Genomic DNA, 15,714 nt, shown 5'->3' with positions numbered 1-15,714 from the left:
ATGACCGGGAGGTTCAGCCGCGCGGATGACGCAGACGCATCGAGACCCAGCGGGCCCGGCGGCGCAGGATGCGCGGAATCCCGACCCGGAGGTCCGCTTCCGCGAGTTGCGGGTTGCCTCGGTGAGACGTGCTCGCACCGGCGCTCGAGCGGCGGTTGCGGGGTGCGTCACTGTAGTCGTGCGTCCAGCCCATACCCCGACGTGTGCCCCCGACCGAAGGTCGATAACCGCCTGAGCGCCGTCCAATTGGCCTATGCGGCAGGCATGTGGCCGTTCGGGGGACAACTGTTCAGGAACCGGATACTCCGCGCATCGAACCGTCACCGTACGGTCACCGGTCTCCCTCACCGTTTCGGGTGAACATCACCGGAGTGCGTGTCGCCGCGCGCGTGCCTCACCGGTCCGGCTCGGGATCCCGCAGCCAGTTGACGAGCTCGGTGGAGAAGGCGGCCGGGTCCTCCTCGTGCGGGAAGTGGCCGAGGCCGTCGAACAGACGCCAGCGGTACGGCGCTTCGACGTACTCGCCCGAACCGGCCGCGCTGCGGGTGCGCGTCACCGGGTCCAGCGAGCCGTGCAGATGCAGCGTGGGCACCCGTACCGGCCGCTTCATCCTGCGGTTGAACTGGATGCCGTCCGGGCGGGCCAGCGAGCGCACCAGCCAGCGGTACGGCTCGATCGCACAGTGCGCCGTCGACGGGATGCACATGGCCCGCTGGTAGGTCTCCCCCGCCTCGTCCTCCGGTGGCCGCGGCCCGGACCACTCCCGGATCAGCCGGCCCACCAGCGCACCGCCGTCCGCGGTGAGTTGACGCTCCGGGATCCACGGCCGCTGGAAACCCCAGATGTAGGAGTTGGCGGCCGTCTGCCGGGCGTCCCGCAGCATCGCCGCGCGCCAGCGCCGCGGGTGCGGCATCGACACCACGGCGAGCCGCCGTACCAGCTTGGGCCGCATCGCCGCCGCCGTCCACGCCAGATAGCCGCCCAGGTCATGGCCGACCAGCGCCGCGTCCGGCTCGCCGAGCGAGCGGATCACGCCGGTGACGTCGAGCGCGAGGTTCGCGGGGTCGTACCCGCGGGGGGTGCGGTCGCTGCCGCCGACGCCCCGCAGGTCCATCGCCACCGCCCGGTACCCCGCGTCGGCGAGCGCGACCAGCTGGTGCCGCCAGGTCCACCAGAACTGCGGGAAGCCGTGCAGCAGCAGCACCAGGGGGCCGTCGCCCAGCTCGGCGATGTGGAAGCGCGCGCCGTTGGCGGCGACGTCCTTGTGCGTCCAGGGACCTTCGATCCGTACGGCCGAAGGGGCGGGGTCCGTCATGACGACGAGCGTGCCACAGACTCGATGGCCGCGGGGGACCGGTCCTCGGGCAGCTCCGCGCGCGGGTGCGGCCTGGCGTTCTGCAGCACGCCCGCCGTCTCCTTCATGGAGGCGGCCACCTTCTGCGGGCCCTGGCTCTTCTTGGCCTTCTTCGCGAACACCGTGCCGATCAGCGCGAGGAGGCCGGCGAGGAGCACGTTGGCCGCGAAGGACAGCACGAAGCAGATCGCCAGGTTCCAGCCGCTCCAGGTCCGGATGCCGTACGCGAGGGCGAAGTTGAGCATCGGGAGCGAGAAGACGAGCAGCACCAGGGCCGCCGTGAACGCGCCCCCGCTGGCCGCGCCGCGCTTGACGTCCTGCTTCAGCTGCGCCTTGGCCAGCGCGATCTCGTCGTGCACCAGCGCGGACAATTCGGTCGTCGCCGAGGCGAACAGCTGGCCGATGCTGCGTTCGGCGCCGACCGGGCTGCCGTCGGGTGCGCTCATCGCGTTCTCCCTTACGAGGTCTGTCGTGCCGCGGGCTTCCCGTGCCGTCGTACCGCCGGCGTACTGCCGTCGTACGCGGCCGTCCCGCTTGTGTGGCCGTCTTGTTTTGTACCGTCTCGTCAGATCATGCCGGACGGTCGCCCTCCTCGCCTGCCCCGCCCGGCACTTCCTCAAAGCCCGTGGCGCGCCGCGGCGGCCTTCTCGGCGGCGATCCGGCGGTGTTCGGCGGCCTTGCGCTCGTGGATCGCGGCCATGCGCAGGTGGTAGGCCGGGTCGTCCTGTTCGTAGACGTCCGGGATGCCGTCGAGGTCCTCGTCGCGCTCCTCCTCCTCGCAGAGCCTGCGGTACTTGGCGTTGCGTATCTTCAGCAGCACCGTCGCGCACAGCGCCGCGAGGAGTGATCCGGTGAGGACGGCCGCCTTGACCTCGTCCGTGAGGACGGCGTCGCCGGCGAAGGCGAGTTCGCCGATGAGCAGGGAGACGGTGAAGCCGATGCCGGCGAGGGAGGCCACCGCGAAGACGTCGGCCCAGGCGAGGTCCTCGCTGAGGGAGGCGCGGGTGAAGCGGACGGTCAGCCAGGTGCCGCCGAAGATGCCGATCGTCTTGCCGACGACCAGCCCGAGCACCACGCCGAGCGTCTCCGGCTTGGTGAACACGTCCCCGAGCGCCCCGCCGGAGACCTTCACCCCGGCGCTGAACAGCGCGAACATCGGCACGGCGAGTCCGGCCGACAGGGGCCGCACCAGATGTTCGACGTGCTCGCCCGGCGAGTGCCGCTCACCCTCCCGGGTGGTGCAGCGCAGCATCAGGCCCATCGCCACACCGGCGATGGTGGCGTGCACGCCGCTGTTGTACATCAGGGCCCAGATCACCACGGCGAGCGGCACGTACACGTACCAGCCGCGTACGCCCTTGCGCAGCAGCAGCCAGAAGGCCACCAGCCCGGCCGCGGCGCCGCCGAGGGCGGCGAAGTCGAGCCGGTCGGTGAAGAAGATCGCGATGATCAGGATCGCGAAGAGGTCGTCGACCACCGCGAGGGTGAGCAGGAAGGCCCGCAGGGAGCTGGGCAGGGAGGTGCCGATGACGGCGAGGACCGCGAGCGCGAAGGCGATGTCGGTGGCGGTGGGCACCGCCCAGCCCTGCGTCGAGCCGTGGCCGGTGACGGTGGTGAGGGCGTAGACGAGCGCGGGTACGGCCATGCCGCACAGCGCGGCCACCACGGGCAGCACGGCCGCCCTGGGGTCGCGCAGGTCCCCGGCGACCAGCTCCCGCTTGAGCTCGATCCCGGCGACGAAGAAGAACACCGCGAGGAGTCCGTCGGCGGCCCAGTGGGCCACCGAGAGGTTGAGGCCGAGTGCGCCGGGGCCGAGGTGGAAGTGGCTGACCGACTCGTAGCTGTGGTGCAGGGCGGGGATGTTGGCCCAGATCAGCGCCGTCACAGCGGCCAGGAGCAGCAGGACGCCGCCGACGGTCTCGGTCCGCAGCGCATCCGCGACGAAGGCCCGCTCGGGCAGGGAGAGACGGCCGAGCGCCTTGCGGGGGGCTTTGGGGGTGCGGGGCGCGGCCACGGCGGGGACCTCCGGGTCGTACGGCGATGATCACGCCGTCCCGCGGGGTCGCCGACGGCGTCGCCGACCAGACTTCCCGGCACACCCTGAGGCTGCCACTTTACCGGATTTTGACGCCAGATGTTAGCGAGGCGAACGAAATGGGGCGCCCGGTGGTGACACCGGGCGCCCCATGCTGCCGTTCCGCCTAGTCCTCGCTGGGCGCGGAGGGCAGCTTGGCCTGGATGAGGTCCATGACCGCGCTGTCGGTCAGCGTGGTGACGTCACCGAGCTGGCGGTTCTCGGCCACGTCCCGCAGCAGACGGCGCATGATCTTGCCGGAGCGGGTCTTGGGCAGCTCGGCCACCGGCAGGATCCGCTTGGGCTTGGCGATCGGTCCCAGCGTGGCGCCCACGTGATCGCGCAGCTCGCCGACGAGCGCCTCGGTCTCCGCGGCCGTACCGCGCAGGATCACGAACGCGACGATCGCCTGGCCCGTGGTCTCGTCGGCGGCACCGACGACGGCCGCCTCGGCGACCGACGGGTGGGAGACGAGCGCCGACTCCACCTCGGTGGTGGAGATGTTGTGCCCGGACACGAGCATCACGTCGTCCACCCGGCCCAGCAGCCAGATGTCGCCGTCGTCGTCCTTCTTCGCGCCGTCACCGGCGAAGTACTTGCCCTCGAAGCGGGACCAGTAGGTGTCGATGAACCGCTGGTCGTCGCCCCAGATGGTGCGCAGCATCGACGGCCAGGGCTCGGTGAGGACCAGGTAACCGCCGCCGCCGTTCGGAACCTCGTTCGCCTCGTCGTCGACGACGGTCGCCGAGATGCCGGGCAGCGGGGTCTGCGCGGAGCCGGGCTTGGCCTCGGTGACGCCGGGCAGCGGAGAGATCATCATCGCGCCGGTCTCGGTCTGCCACCAGGTGTCCACCACGGGCGTGATGTCGGCGCCGATGTTCTTGCGGTACCAGATCCACGCCTCGGGGTTGATCGGCTCGCCCACCGAGCCGAGGATGCGCAGGGAGGACAGGTCGAACTTGGCGGGGATGTCGTCGCCCCACTTCATGAACGTCCGGATCGCCGTCGGCGCGGTGTAGAGGATCGTGACCTTGTACTTCTGCACGATCTCCCAGAAGCGGCCCTGGTGCGGGGTGTCCGGGGTGCCCTCGTACATGACCTGGGTCGCGCCGTTGGCCAGCGGGCCGTAGACGATGTACGAGTGCCCGGTGACCCAGCCGACGTCGGCCGTGCACCAGTACACGTCCGTCTCCGGCTTGAGGTCGAAGACCGCCCAGTGGGTGTACGCCGCCTGCGTGAGGTAGCCGCCGGAGGTGTGCAGGATGCCCTTGGGCTTACCGGTCGTGCCGGAGGTGTAGAGGATGAACAGCGGGTGCTCCGCCTCGAACGCCTGAGGGGTGTGCTCGGCGGACTGCCGCTCGACCAGCTCGTGCCACCACACGTCCCGGCCCTCGGTCCACGCCACGTCCTGGCCGGTACGGCGCACCACCAGCACATGCTCGACGTTGTCGACCTTGGCGATCGCCTCGTCCACGGCCGGCTTGAGCGCGGACGGCTTGCCGCGCCGGTAGCCGCCGTCGGCGGTGATGACGACCTTGGCGTCCGCGTCCTGGATGCGCGTCGCGAGCGCGTCCGCCGAGAAGCCGCCGAAGACCACCGAGTGCGCGGCTCCGATCCGGGCCGAGGCCAGCATCGCGATCGCGGTCTCCGGGATCATCGGCATGTAGATGGCGACCCGGTCGCCCTTGCGGACGCCCAGCTCCAGCAGGGCGTTGGCCGCCTTGGAGACCTCGTCCTTCAGCTCGGCGTAGGTGATCGAGCGGCTGTCGCCGGGCTCACCCTCGAAGTGGATGGCGACCCGGTCTCCGTGCCCTGCCTCCACATGCCGGTCCACGCAGTTGTAGGCGACGTTCAGCTCGCCGTCCTTGAACCACTTCGCGAACGGCGGGTTCGACCAGTCCAGCGTCTCGGTCGGTTCCTTGGCCCAGGTCAGCCGACGGGCCTGCTCGGCCCAGAAGCCGAGCCTGTCAGCCTTGGCCTGCGCATACGCCTCCGCCGTGACGTTGGCATGCGCGGCCAGGTCGGCGGGGGGCGCGAACCTGCGTTCTTCCTTGAGCAGGTTGGCCAGGCTTTCGTTGCTCACGACATCTCCCTCTCGCAGGGTGTCCGTTGTGTCCCAGGCCACAGCTCATCAGACGCGGGGGTCCGCTGACAAGGGCGGTCGGCAAAATTGGTTTAGACCTGTGGGTAAGTCCTTTTCTCCGCCCGATCTCTGTTGCTCCGTCGCCGGACCGTCTGCCTCTTCACCGGTACGCCGTCCGGGACACTTCCCGGACGCTTCCCCGGACGACCTCGAAGACACCGTCCCCGTCCCTCCCACTCCCTGCCGACACGTACGCCTGTGCCTCGCCCACGTGGAAGTACATCCCGTGCAGCGCCAGCCGGCCCCCGGCCAGCGCCCGGGCCACCGGGTCGTGCGCCCGCAGGTGCTCCAGCTGCTGGACCACGTTGATCAGGCACAACTGCTCCACCGCGGCCGCCGGGGCCCGCCCGGCGAGCCGGGGCCGGGCGCGGCGGTCCCCGGCCATCCGCGCCAGACTCGGCCTCCCGTGCCGCAGCCAACGACTCAGCGGGGTGTCGGCGCCGGTCTCGGTCGCGCTCAGCAGGGCCTGCATCGCCCCGCATCCCGAGTGCCCGCACACGGTGATGGAGCGCACGCCGAGCACCTCCACCGCGTACTCGACGGCGGCCGCCACCGACTCGTCACCGTGCTCCTCGCCCGGCATCGGCACCAGGTTGCCGATGTTGCCGACGACGAACAGGTCGCCGGGACCACTGGCGGTGATCATCGACGTGACGAGCCGGGAGTCGGCGCAGGTGAGGAAGAGCTGCGCGGGCCGCTGGCCCTCCCGGGCGAGCCGCGCCAGCTCCTCGCGCACCAGCGGCGCGGTGTGCCGCTGGAACGAGCCGATCCCACGGACCAGTTCGTGCCCGGCCTCCCGACCCGCCGGAGCGGCGACGGGCTCCGCGACGCATGACCGGTGATCGCGCCAGGGCGTCCAGGGCTGCCACCGGCACCCGGTGGACGGGGCCTGCCCGGTGGAGGCGAGGTCGGGCCCGGCGTGCGGGGTCCGCCCGGAAGCCGGGGTCGGCTCGGTGGCGAGGACTGGCCCAGTGGGCGGCATCTGCCCGGCGGCCGGGGCCGGCCCGGTGGCGAGGCCCGGCCCGGCGGTCCGGATTCCGCCGCGTCGGCCCGACAGCTCCGCCGTACCACCGCGCGCGGTGTGGGAGCTGCGCCAGTCCTGCAGTGACTCGTACGCCGCGTGGTCCATGAACGATCCGTTCAACTCCACGACGGCGTGGGCGCCTTGGGGTACGAGGTGCAGGGAGCGGCTGAGCCGGGGCACCGCGAGGAACGTCAACTGGCCTCGGATTCGTACGTGATGGACTCCTTCCTTCTCTTCATGGGTGATGCAAGTGCGGGCGAGGCGGCGCAGGGCGACGGCGACCGCGACGGCGACCCCGAGGAGCACGCCCTGCAGGACCCCGAGGAGCACCACGCCGAGTGTGGTCGCGGCGTAGACCGGCACTTCGCGGTGGCGCGTCACCGTGCGGATGTGGTGCAGGGACACCATCTGGATACCGACGGCCATGACCAGGGCGGCGAGGGAGGCGAGCGGGATCTCCTCCAGGGCCGGGACCATCAGCAGCGCGGCGACTACTACGAGAACGCCGTGCAGCATCGTGGAGTTCCGGCTCACGGCACCCGAATTCACATTGGCGGTACTTCTCACGGCGACCCCGGCGACGGGCAGCCCGCCGAGCGCCCCGGAGACGATGTTGGCGGCGCCCTGGCCCAGCAGTTCCCGGTCCAGGTCCGACCGGCCGACGCCCGGGTCCGGTCCGGGCCGGGCCGCGGCCAGCTTGTCCACGGCCACCGCGCCGAGAAGTGACTGCACGCTGCACACCAGGGTGGTGGTGAGCACGGCCGTGGCGAGGCCCAGCACCGGGCCCTCGGGCAGTCCGGCCAGCGCGTGGCTGCGCCAGGACGGCAGGTCGACCCGGGGCAGGGTCAGGCCGGTGAGGGCCGCCGTGGCCGTGGCCCCGGTGACGGCGACGAGGGCGGCCGGCACGCGCCGGAGCACCCGGCCGGTGCGGCCGGGCAGGCGGGGCCAGGCCAGCAGCAGGGCGAGCGTCAGCACGCTCATCGAGACGGCGGCCGGATGCAGGTGGGCCAACTGGGCGGGCAACGCACGGAGGTTGGCGAGGACGGAGCTGTCGGGGCTGCCGCCGAGGACGATGTGCAGCTGGGCGACGGCGATGGTGATGCCGATCCCGGCCAGCATGCCGTGCACCACGGCCGGGCTGACCGCGAGCGCACCGCGTGCCACCCGCAGGCAGCCGAGGCCGAGTTGGGCGAGTCCGGCGAGGACGGTGATGCCGCAGGTGGCCCGCCAGCCGTAGCGGTGGATCAGGTCGGCGGTGACCACGGTGAGTCCGGCGGCGGGGCCGCTGACCTGGAGCGGGCAGCCGCCGAGCCGGCCGGCGACGAGTCCGCCCGCGGCCGCGGCGACGAGGCCGGCCTGGAGCGGAGCACCGGTGGCCAGCGCGATGCCGAGGGACAGGGGGAGAGCGATCAGGAATACCGCGACGGACGCCGACAGGTCGGCGCCCGCCACGGGGAAGCGGGCCCGGCGGTCCGGCAGCGGGCCGTGCGGCGGGGGCGGGTCCTGGGTGTGCGAAGGTGCGCAGGCTGACATGGTCCCGTCTCCTCCGGGGCGGCGGGATTGAGCAAAGCATGGCAAAGAAACAGTAATGCCATGTAAAGCTCATGCATAACTTTTCGTGGCAAACGGCCCAGCCGATCCCTCGCATGAGCGAACTAATCAATTGATCGGCTTGTCGTACTAATTCCTTCTCGGTTCCGTGCGACCTTGGCGGCGCTGCCGGTTCAAGCCCGGCACCTCACCAGAAAACGGCCCTCGTCAGCGTTTGCCTGAGAGAAGGAAGAAGGTGGGCGGAACATGGCCGCCACCCAGAGGATCGCCGTCGGCGCCATGGTCGTCGCGGCCTGTGCCTCGTCGCTCGCCGGTTGCGCGACCGGCTCGCACGTTTCTCACGGTTCGAAGCAAGCTGCGCCCGGCCCACAGAAGGGGGCTCCGGCGCCCGGCAGCGTGTTCCGGCTGATCGGCGACGGATCCACCGCGTACACCGGCTCGCAGCCGCACCTGCCCAGGCCCGAGCGGCTGAAGCCCGGTCAGAAGCCCCCGCAGTTCGTGGTGTTCTCCTGGGACGGCGCGGGCGAGGACAGCCAGAAGCTTTTCTCGCACTTCCGCGAGGTCGCCAAGGAGAACCACGCGACCATGACCTACTTCCTCAGCGGCGTGTACATGCTGCCGAAGGAGAAGCGCGATCTGTACAAACCGCCGCAGCACTCGCCGGGCAGCTCCGACATCGGCTTCAACGACGAGAAGGGCATCGCCGACACCGTCAAGCAGGCCCGGCTCGCCTGGCTGGAGGGCAATGAGATCGGCACGCACTTCAACGGCCACTTCTGCGGGCCGGACGGCGGGGTCGGCACCTGGTCCGTGGACGAGTGGAAGAGCGAGATCGCCCAGGCCAAGGAGTTCGTGAAGACCTGGAAGAGCAACACCGGCATGAAGAAGTCGGCCCCGCTGCCCTTCGACTACGACAAGGAGCTGATCGGCGCCCGTACCCCCTGTCTGGAGGGCCAGAAGAACTTCATGAAGGCGGCCCGCGAGTTGGGCTTCCGCTATGACTCCAGCGGGGTCAACAACCAGGTATGGCCCAAGAAGAAGCAGGGCCTGTGGGACCTGTCGATGCAGCTGGTGCCCTTCCCCGGACACACCTTTGAACAGCTCACCATGGACTACAACTTCATGGTCAACCAGTCCGGCACCAAGACCCAGGGCGACCCGGACAAGTTCGACTACTGGGGCGACCAGATGCGCGACGGCCTGATCAAGGGCTTCTACCGGGCCTACGACGGCAACCGGGCCCCGCTGATCATCGGCAACCATTTCGAGTCGTGGAACGGCGGCACCTACATGCGCGCCGTCGAGGACACGGTGAGGGAGGTGTGCAACAAGCCCGACGTGCGCTGTGTCTCCTTCCATCAGCTGGTCGACTGGCTGGACGCCCAGGACCCGAAGACCCTGGAGAAGCTGCGCACCCTGGAGGTGGGCGAGGCTCCCCGGCAGGGCTGGGCGTCCTTCCTCTCCGGCCGCCCGGCCCCGGCGCCCAAGGGCGTGCCCGGGGCGCCGGCGGTCAAGCAGTAGGCGTCACGCACAGTCCATGCGCGTCACACGGCGGTCGTGACCTGAGTGCCGAGGTTTTCGCCGAGCACGAAGGCCGGGTCGACCTGCGCCGCCAGGTCGGCCCCGGTGCGCTCATTGCCCCACGCCTCGGCGTTCCTCAGGTGGAAGTGCACCATCTGGCGGGTGTAGCGCTCCCAGTCCCGTCGCTCGTAGGTGGCGTCGACGGCGGCCCGCAGGGTGTGCAGAGCACGGACGTTGGCCTCCTCCAGCAGATCGAACCGGGGCGGTCGGCCCTTTTCCATGGCGCGCACCCAGTCCGAGCGCCCGACGGTCACGAGCAGGTCGTCCCCGACCTCCGCGAGCAGGAAGTCGATGTCGTCCTGCTCCTGGACCTTGTTGCCGACGACCTTCAGGGCGACGCCGAAGTCGCGGGCGTACTCCTTGTACTGGCGATAGACGGAGACCCCCTTCCGGGTCGGCTCGGCGACGAGGAACGTCATGTCGAAGCGGGTGAACATTCCGGAGGCGAAGGAGTCCGAACCCGCGGTCATGTCGACCACCACGTACTCGTCGGGGCCGTCGACGAGGTGGTTCAGGAACAGCTCCACCGCTCCTGTCTTGGAGTGGTAGCAGGCGACCCCCAGGTCGGAGTCCGTGAAGGAGCCGGTGACCATCAAACGAGCGGCGCCGCCGTCGAGTTCCACCGGCCGGGCGCAGGCGTCGTAGACCGGATTGGGTTCCCGCACCCGGACCAGCCGTGAGCCCTCACCGGGCGGAGTCGTCTTGATCATCGTGGCGGCGGAGGTGATGCGTGGGTTGCTGCCGCGCAGGTAGTCCTTGATCAACGGCAGCCGTTCACCCATGGCGGGCAGCGCGGCGGTCTCCGTCTCGTCGAGGCCGAGCGCGGGCCCCAGGTGCTGGTTGATGTCGGCGTCGATGGCGACCACCGGGGAGCCGACGGACACGAGGTGGCGGATGAACAGGGAGGAGAGCGTGGTCTTGCCACTGCCGCCCTTCCCGACGAAAGCAATTTTCATGTTCACCAACGGTAGTCGGTTGATCGCTGTGCGTGTCACGCCGAAGTGAAGAAGACCACTCCTTCGAGGGGTCGGCCGATGGGGTGCGTAGTGTCGTACTCATGAGTACGACAGGCGCTAACGCCGACCCGCTCGCCGCCCTGGGCTCGCTGCCCGGTGTGGCCGACTCCGTGGAATCCGTGCGCAAGGCCGTGGACCGGGTCTACGGGCACCGGATCATGCGGCGCCGCAGCGCCGAGATCACCTCAGAGGCGGCCCTGCGCGGTGCCCGCGGCTCCGCGGCGCTGTCCGGGGCCGACTGGGCCCTGGAGGAGGTGCGGCGGCGTACCGACTTCGGCGGTGACGCCGAGGCGCGGGTCATGGGCGCTGCCCTCAGGCTGTCGGCGGAGGCGGGACAGCTGCTGTCCATCTGGCGGCAGTCGCCCCTGAGGGTGCTGGCCCGGCTGCACCTGGTGGCCGCGGCGAGCAAGGGTGACGAGGTCGGCAGGCCGCGCCAGGCCGGCGAGAACGTGGACGAACCGCTGATCGAGCTGCCGCTGCCGGACGCGGCGGAGGTCTCCGGCCGGCTGGAGGGGCTCGCGGACCTGATCATCGCCGGGACGTCCGCGCCGGCGCTGGTCACGGCCGCCGTGGTGCACGGTGAGCTGCTCGCGCTGCGGCCCTTCGTGTCCCACAACGGCCTGGTCGCGCGCGCGGCCGAGCGGATCGTGCTGATCGGCAGCGGCCTGGACCCGAAGTCGATCTGCCCGGCGGAGGTCGGTCACGCCGAGCTGGGCCGCGCCTCGTATCTGGCGGCGCTGGACGGATACGCCTCCGGCACCCCCGAGGGCATGGCGGCCTGGATCGCACACTGCGGCCGGGCGATCGAACTGGGCGCGCGCGAGTCGACGGCGGTGTGCGAGGCGCTGCAGCGCGGCGCGGCCTGAGCTCCCTGGGAAACGGCCTCGGACACGAATGCGGCCGGACACGAATGCGGCGGTACGAGTCCTCGTACCGCCGCTGGCATGTCCACCGGGTTACCAAGCGTCCTCGATGTTGCCCATCAGGTCGGGGTCTTTGCCCGTCACCTGGTGCGGCTGGCCCGTAATCGACGGGTCGACGTCGCGTGGGTGCCCGGTGTCCATGCGTGGTCCGTGGGCCAAGTGCGTATGACAGGTGATCCTCGCGGATGTCCTTTGGTCTCGCGGGCCTAAAGCCTTTGTACCGCGAGCCGGGAGGAAGTGAAAGTCCAGCCTGCGGTTCTTTACTTTTGCCCCCGAACCAGGGTGAAACGGGCGGTGGTCGGACAGTGTGGCGAGGTCAGGCGGTGTTGCGGCGCCGGCTGGCGTACCAGACAAAGCCGGCGGTCGCGGCCGCCGCCCCTATGGCCGCCGCCGCGACCAGTGCGGGGCGGGGCGGGACGGAGAACGTCGGCAGCCGCTTCTTCAGCGGGACCGGCCGGCGGAACTCCAGAACCGGCCATCCATGCGCGAGTGCCTCGCGGCGCAGGGCGCGGTCCGGGTTCACCGCGTGCGGGTGCCCGACCGACCGGAGCATGGGAAGGTCCGTCGCCGAGTCGCTGTAGGCATAGCAGCGGCCGAGGTCGTAGCCCTCGGACGCGGCCAGCTCCCGGATCGCCTCGGCCTTGGTCGGGCCGTAGGCGTAGTACTCCACCTCTCCGGTGAAGCAGCCGTCCTCGCCGACGACCATGCGTGTGGCCACCACCCGGTCTGCGCCGAGCAGTTCACCGATGGGCTCGACCACCTCGGCGCCCGAGGTCGACACGATCACCACGTCCCGGCCGGCCGAGTGGTGCTCCTCGATGAGGGAGGCGGCCTCGTCGTAGATGATCGGGTCGATCAGGTCGTGCAGGGTCTCGGCGACGATCTCGCGCACCTGCTGTACGTTCCAGCCGCGGCAGAGGGTGGACAGATACTCGCGCATGCGCTCCATCTGATCGTGATCCAGGCCGCCGGCCAGGAAGACGAACTGGGCATATGCGGTGCGCAGCGCGGCCCTGCGGTTGATCAGGCCGCCTTGGTAGAAGGACTTGCCGAAGGTGAGCGTGCTCGACTTCGCAATGACCGTCTTGTCCAGATCAAAGAAGGCTGCTGCGCGGGGCAAGGAGTGGTTTTCCACGCCCCAGAGCATAGGCGCCCACCATTCGGCGTAAGGTGGGGCGCGTGGGTTTGCCTGAGAGGGCTCTCGGGTACACCATGGAAGTCACGGATCGTTCGCGACCGTGCTAACCCGGTCCGACTCCTCCCCCCCCGAGTCGGCCGTGGGGACGACCCCCGCTCTCCCCCCCGGCGGGGGTCGTCGCATGTCCGGACGGGTTTTCTCCCTCCCCCCTTCCTTCGTGAGGCCGCTGTGCCGGTACGGCGCCGCTGCGGCCGCCGTTTCGCCATGCCCATGATCCGTTACTCGCGGTAATCGTCGTGCTGCTCTGTGGAAGTCGCACAGGGGTCGGTACGGGGGTCACCGGTATGGGTGATGGTGATATTCACAGCCCCTGAGTTGTCCACAGATTTCGACCAAGATCCACATGATTTCGCGGATCGCTGCACCGTGATTCCAGCGCGCTCGGCCGAGGCGAGTTCATGGCCGGTTCCGATTGCCGGAGCGCCTACGGCCGGTTTCCGTCGGCCGTTCATATGGGGGGCCGCTTGCCGGTTCTTCACACCTTTGGGAATCGCGTGGCCGCAGGGGCTGCGCGGCCCATGCAGCGAAGGGGGAACACCCGTGACCGCAGCCGTCACCCACGACCCACCGCCCGGCCCCACGGACCGGCCGGGCAGGCCGCTCATCGTCACCGAGGACGCCGAACTCCTGGACGACCTGTTGCGTCTGTGCGCGGCCGCGGGCGCCACACCCGAGGTCCACCACGGCGTCCCCGCACACGGCGACGGCTGGGAGGCGGCCCCGCTGGTTCTGGTCGGCGACGACGCCGCCCGCCGGGTCGGCGGGGCCACGCGCCGGCGCGGAGTGGTGCTGGTCGGCCGTGACCAGGACGACCCGGGGGTGTGGCAGCGCGCCGTCGAGATCGGCGCCGACCACGTCCTGATGCTTCCCGACGGCGAGCAGTGGCTGGTCGACCGCATCGCCGACGTCGCGGAGGGAGTGGGCCGCCCGGCCCTCACCGTAGGGGTGATCGGAGGCCGGGGCGGGGCCGGCGCCTCCACGCTCGCGTGCGCGCTCGCCGTCACCTCCGCGCGCGAGGGACTGCGTACCCTCCTCGTGGACGCCGATCCGCTCGGCGGCGGACTTGACGTACTCCTCGGCGGCGAGAGCGCCGACGGACTGCGCTGGCCCGCCTTCGCCGCCTCCCGCGGCCGGGTGGGCGGGGGCGCCCTGGAGGAGTCGCTGCCCGAACTGCACTCGCTTCGGGTGCTGAGCTGGGACCGCGGGGACTGCGTCGCCGTCCCGCCGCAGGCGGTGCGCGCGGTGCTCGCCGCCGCCCGCCGGCGCGGCGGCGCGGTCGTGGTCGACCTGCCCCGCCGCCTCGACGAGGGGGTCGCCGAAGTCCTCGCCCAGCTCGACCTGGCGCTGCTCGTCGTCCCCGCCGACCTGCGCGCCGTCGCGGCCGCCGGGCGGGTCGCCTCCGCCGTCGGCATGGTCGTGCGCGACCTGCGCGTGGCGGTACGCGGACCGTACGCACCCGGCCTGGACGACCAGGAGGTGGCCCGGTTGCTCGGCCTGCCGCTGGCCGGCGAGGTGCCGGTCGAACCGCCGCTGCTGCGCCCGCAGGGCGGTGCGAAACCGCCCGGTGCCACCGGACGCGGCCCGCTCGCCCGCTTCTGTGCGAACTTCTGGGAGCGCGCGCTGGTCGAGGCCGGAGGCACCCGATGACCCTCACCGGACTCGACCGCGCGGACGGCGCGGCCCTGCTCGACGGCGTCCGGCGCCGACTGGCCGAGAGCGGCGCCGAACCCACCCCCGCGCGCGTGGCCCAGGCGCTGCGTGAGCAGGGCCGGGTGCTCGGCGATGCCGAAGTCCTCGGCGCGGCCCGGCAGCTGAGGTCCGAACTCGTCGGCACCGGCCCGCTGGAGACGCTGCTCGCCGACCCCGACGTCACCGACGTCCTGGTGTCCGCCCCGGACCGGGTGTGGGTGGACCGCGGCGGCGGCCTGGAGCTGACCCCGGTGACCTTCCCCGACGCGGCGGCCGTACGACGCCTCGCGCAGCGGCTGGCCGCCGTGGCCGGACGCCGACTGGACGACGCCCGACCGTGGGCGGACGCCCGGCTGCCCGACGGCACCCGGCTGCACGCGGTGCTGCCCCCGGTCGCCGTCGGCTGCACCTGCCTGGCCCTGCGGGTGGTACGGCCGCGGGCGTTCACTCTGGAGGAACTGGTCCGGGCCGGCACGGTGCCGCCCGGCGGCGACCGGATCCTGCGGGCCCTGCTTGCGGCCCGGCTGTCCTTCCTCGTCAGCGGAGGCACCGGGAGCGGCAAGACGACCCTGCTCAGCGCACTGCTGGGGCTGGTCGGGGCGGGTGAACGGATCGTGCTCGCCGAGGACTCGGCCGAACTGCGCCCGGACCACCCCCACGTCGTCCGGCTGGAGACCCGGCCCGCCAACCAGGAAGGCGCGGGCCTGGTCACCCTGGAGGACCTCGTCCGGCAGGCGCTGCGCATGCGACCCGACCGGCTGGTCGTCGGAGAGGTCCGCGGACCCGAGGTCGTGCATCTGCTCGCGGCCCTCAACACGGGTCACGAGGGGGGCTGTTGCACGGTTCACGCCAATGCCGCCGGAGACGTCCCGGCCCGCCTGGAGGCCCTGGCCACGGCAGCCGGGCTCGACCGGGCCGCCATGCACAGCCAGCTCGCGGCGGCGCTCTCCGTGGTCCTGCACCTCGTACGGGACGGGTCCGGGCGGCGCCGGATCGCGGAGGTGCACGTGCTGGAACGGGACACCACGGGGCTGGTCCGGACGGTGCCGGCCCTGCGCTGGGGCGAGCGGGCCTTTGTACGGGAGCGCGGCTGGGAGCGGCTGGAGGGGCTCCTGGACGCCGGGGCGGACTCGGAGAGGGGTGCGGGAAGTGATCGGTGAG

Annotated in this window: 11 protein-coding genes and 1 pseudogene; 4 read left to right on the top strand and 8 right to left on the bottom strand. The window is 71.2% G+C overall.

Annotation, left to right across the window (positions count from 1 at the left end; all coding sequences use genetic code 11):
• Nucleotides 1–13 precede the first annotated feature (13 nt).
• The 6 genes and pseudogenes from FB563_RS43980 to FB563_RS12435 all read right to left on the bottom strand — a co-directional run bounded on the left by FB563_RS43980 (nt 14) and on the right by FB563_RS12435 (nt 8,128).
• A complete protein-coding gene (locus FB563_RS43980; RefSeq protein WP_079048604.1) occupies nt 14–193 on the bottom strand; it encodes a hypothetical protein in 180 nt (59 codons plus the stop codon).
• A 201-nt stretch (nt 194–394) separates the two neighbouring features.
• Nucleotides 395–1,315, bottom strand: coding sequence for an alpha/beta fold hydrolase (locus tag FB563_RS12455; protein WP_055704765.1), 921 nt, complete (start codon nt 1,313–1,315; stop codon nt 395–397).
• Complete coding sequence (locus FB563_RS12450) at nt 1,312–1,800, bottom strand: phage holin family protein (RefSeq protein ID WP_055704764.1); 489 nt, start codon at nt 1,798–1,800, stop codon at nt 1,312–1,314. The genes FB563_RS12455 and FB563_RS12450 overlap by 4 nt, the downstream gene beginning before the upstream one ends.
• A gap of 124 nt (nt 1,801–1,924) precedes the next feature.
• Nucleotides 1,925–3,368, bottom strand: a pseudogene (gene nhaA / locus FB563_RS12445) (Na+/H+ antiporter NhaA).
• Between the two features lie 187 nt (nt 3,369–3,555).
• A complete protein-coding gene (gene acs, locus FB563_RS12440; protein WP_055704763.1) occupies nt 3,556–5,511 on the bottom strand; it encodes an acetate--CoA ligase in 1,956 nt (651 codons plus the stop codon).
• Between the two features lie 160 nt (nt 5,512–5,671).
• The gene (locus FB563_RS12435) at nt 5,672–8,128 is read right to left on the bottom strand and encodes a SulP family inorganic anion transporter (protein ID WP_055704762.1); all 2,457 of its coding nucleotides are present in this window, start codon (nt 8,126–8,128) and stop codon (nt 5,672–5,674) included.
• A gap of 264 nt (nt 8,129–8,392) precedes the next feature.
• Here FB563_RS12435 and FB563_RS12430 point away from each other — a divergent pair, with 264 nt between their 5' ends.
• Nucleotides 8,393–9,667 (top strand): polysaccharide deacetylase family protein, encoded by a 1,275-nt coding sequence (locus FB563_RS12430; protein WP_055704761.1) that lies wholly within the window; start codon nt 8,393–8,395, stop codon nt 9,665–9,667.
• Between the two features lie 23 nt (nt 9,668–9,690).
• On the opposite strand, the gene FB563_RS12425 is transcribed toward FB563_RS12430, so the two are convergent.
• Nucleotides 9,691–10,683: an ATP-binding protein gene (locus tag FB563_RS12425; protein ID WP_199832742.1), complete on the bottom strand. Its 993-nt coding sequence runs from the start codon at nt 10,681–10,683 to the stop codon at nt 9,691–9,693.
• A 101-nt stretch (nt 10,684–10,784) separates the two neighbouring features.
• Between FB563_RS12425 and FB563_RS12420 the strand changes: the two genes are divergently transcribed.
• Nucleotides 10,785–11,609 carry a Fic family protein gene (locus FB563_RS12420; protein ID WP_055704760.1) on the top strand — a complete coding sequence of 275 codons (825 nt, stop codon included), beginning with the start codon at nt 10,785–10,787 and terminating at the stop codon, nt 11,607–11,609.
• A 373-nt stretch (nt 11,610–11,982) separates the two neighbouring features.
• Here the strand turns inward: FB563_RS12420 and FB563_RS12415 are convergent, their stop codons facing one another.
• Nucleotides 11,983–12,813, bottom strand: a complete 831-nt coding sequence (locus FB563_RS12415) for an HAD family hydrolase (protein ID WP_055704759.1) — start codon at nt 12,811–12,813, stop codon at nt 11,983–11,985.
• Between the two features lie 591 nt (nt 12,814–13,404).
• Between FB563_RS12415 and ssd the strand changes: the two genes are divergently transcribed.
• Nucleotides 13,405–14,511: a septum site-determining protein Ssd gene (gene ssd / locus FB563_RS12410; protein WP_055704758.1), complete on the top strand. Its 1,107-nt coding sequence runs from the start codon at nt 13,405–13,407 to the stop codon at nt 14,509–14,511.
• On the top strand, nt 14,508–15,713 hold the full coding sequence (locus FB563_RS12405) for a TadA family conjugal transfer-associated ATPase (RefSeq protein WP_055704757.1): 1,206 nt from the start codon (nt 14,508–14,510) through the stop codon (nt 15,711–15,713). Before ssd ends, FB563_RS12405 begins: the two co-directional genes overlap by 4 nt.
• Nucleotide 15,714: the final 1 nt, after the last annotated feature.

Origin of the sequence: Streptomyces puniciscabiei (genome assembly GCF_006715785.1) — a bacterium.
In the GTDB taxonomy this organism is placed as follows: Bacteria; Actinomycetota; Actinomycetes; order Streptomycetales; family Streptomycetaceae; genus Streptomyces; species Streptomyces puniciscabiei.
This window is presented reverse-complemented; position numbering and strand designations above follow the sequence as displayed.

Coding starts and splice junctions, on each gene's coding strand:
- FB563_RS12455 (WP_055704765.1), bottom strand. CDS start 1,315: ATGACGGACCCCGCCCCTTCGGCCGTACGGATCGAAGGTCCCTGGACG.
- FB563_RS43980 (WP_079048604.1), bottom strand. CDS start 193: ATGGGCTGGACGCACGACTACAGTGACGCACCCCGCAACCGCCGCTCG.
- FB563_RS12420 (WP_055704760.1), top strand. CDS start 10,785: ATGAGTACGACAGGCGCTAACGCCGACCCGCTCGCCGCCCTGGGCTCG.
- FB563_RS12425 (WP_199832742.1), bottom strand. CDS start 10,683: ATGAAAATTGCTTTCGTCGGGAAGGGCGGCAGTGGCAAGACCACGCTC.
- FB563_RS12405 (WP_055704757.1), top strand. CDS start 14,508: ATGACCCTCACCGGACTCGACCGCGCGGACGGCGCGGCCCTGCTCGAC.
- FB563_RS12450 (WP_055704764.1), bottom strand. CDS start 1,800: ATGAGCGCACCCGACGGCAGCCCGGTCGGCGCCGAACGCAGCATCGGC.
- FB563_RS12430 (WP_055704761.1), top strand. CDS start 8,393: ATGGCCGCCACCCAGAGGATCGCCGTCGGCGCCATGGTCGTCGCGGCC.
- FB563_RS12435 (WP_055704762.1), bottom strand. CDS start 8,128: ATGTCAGCCTGCGCACCTTCGCACACCCAGGACCCGCCCCCGCCGCAC.
- FB563_RS12415 (WP_055704759.1), bottom strand. CDS start 12,813: ATGCTCTGGGGCGTGGAAAACCACTCCTTGCCCCGCGCAGCAGCCTTC.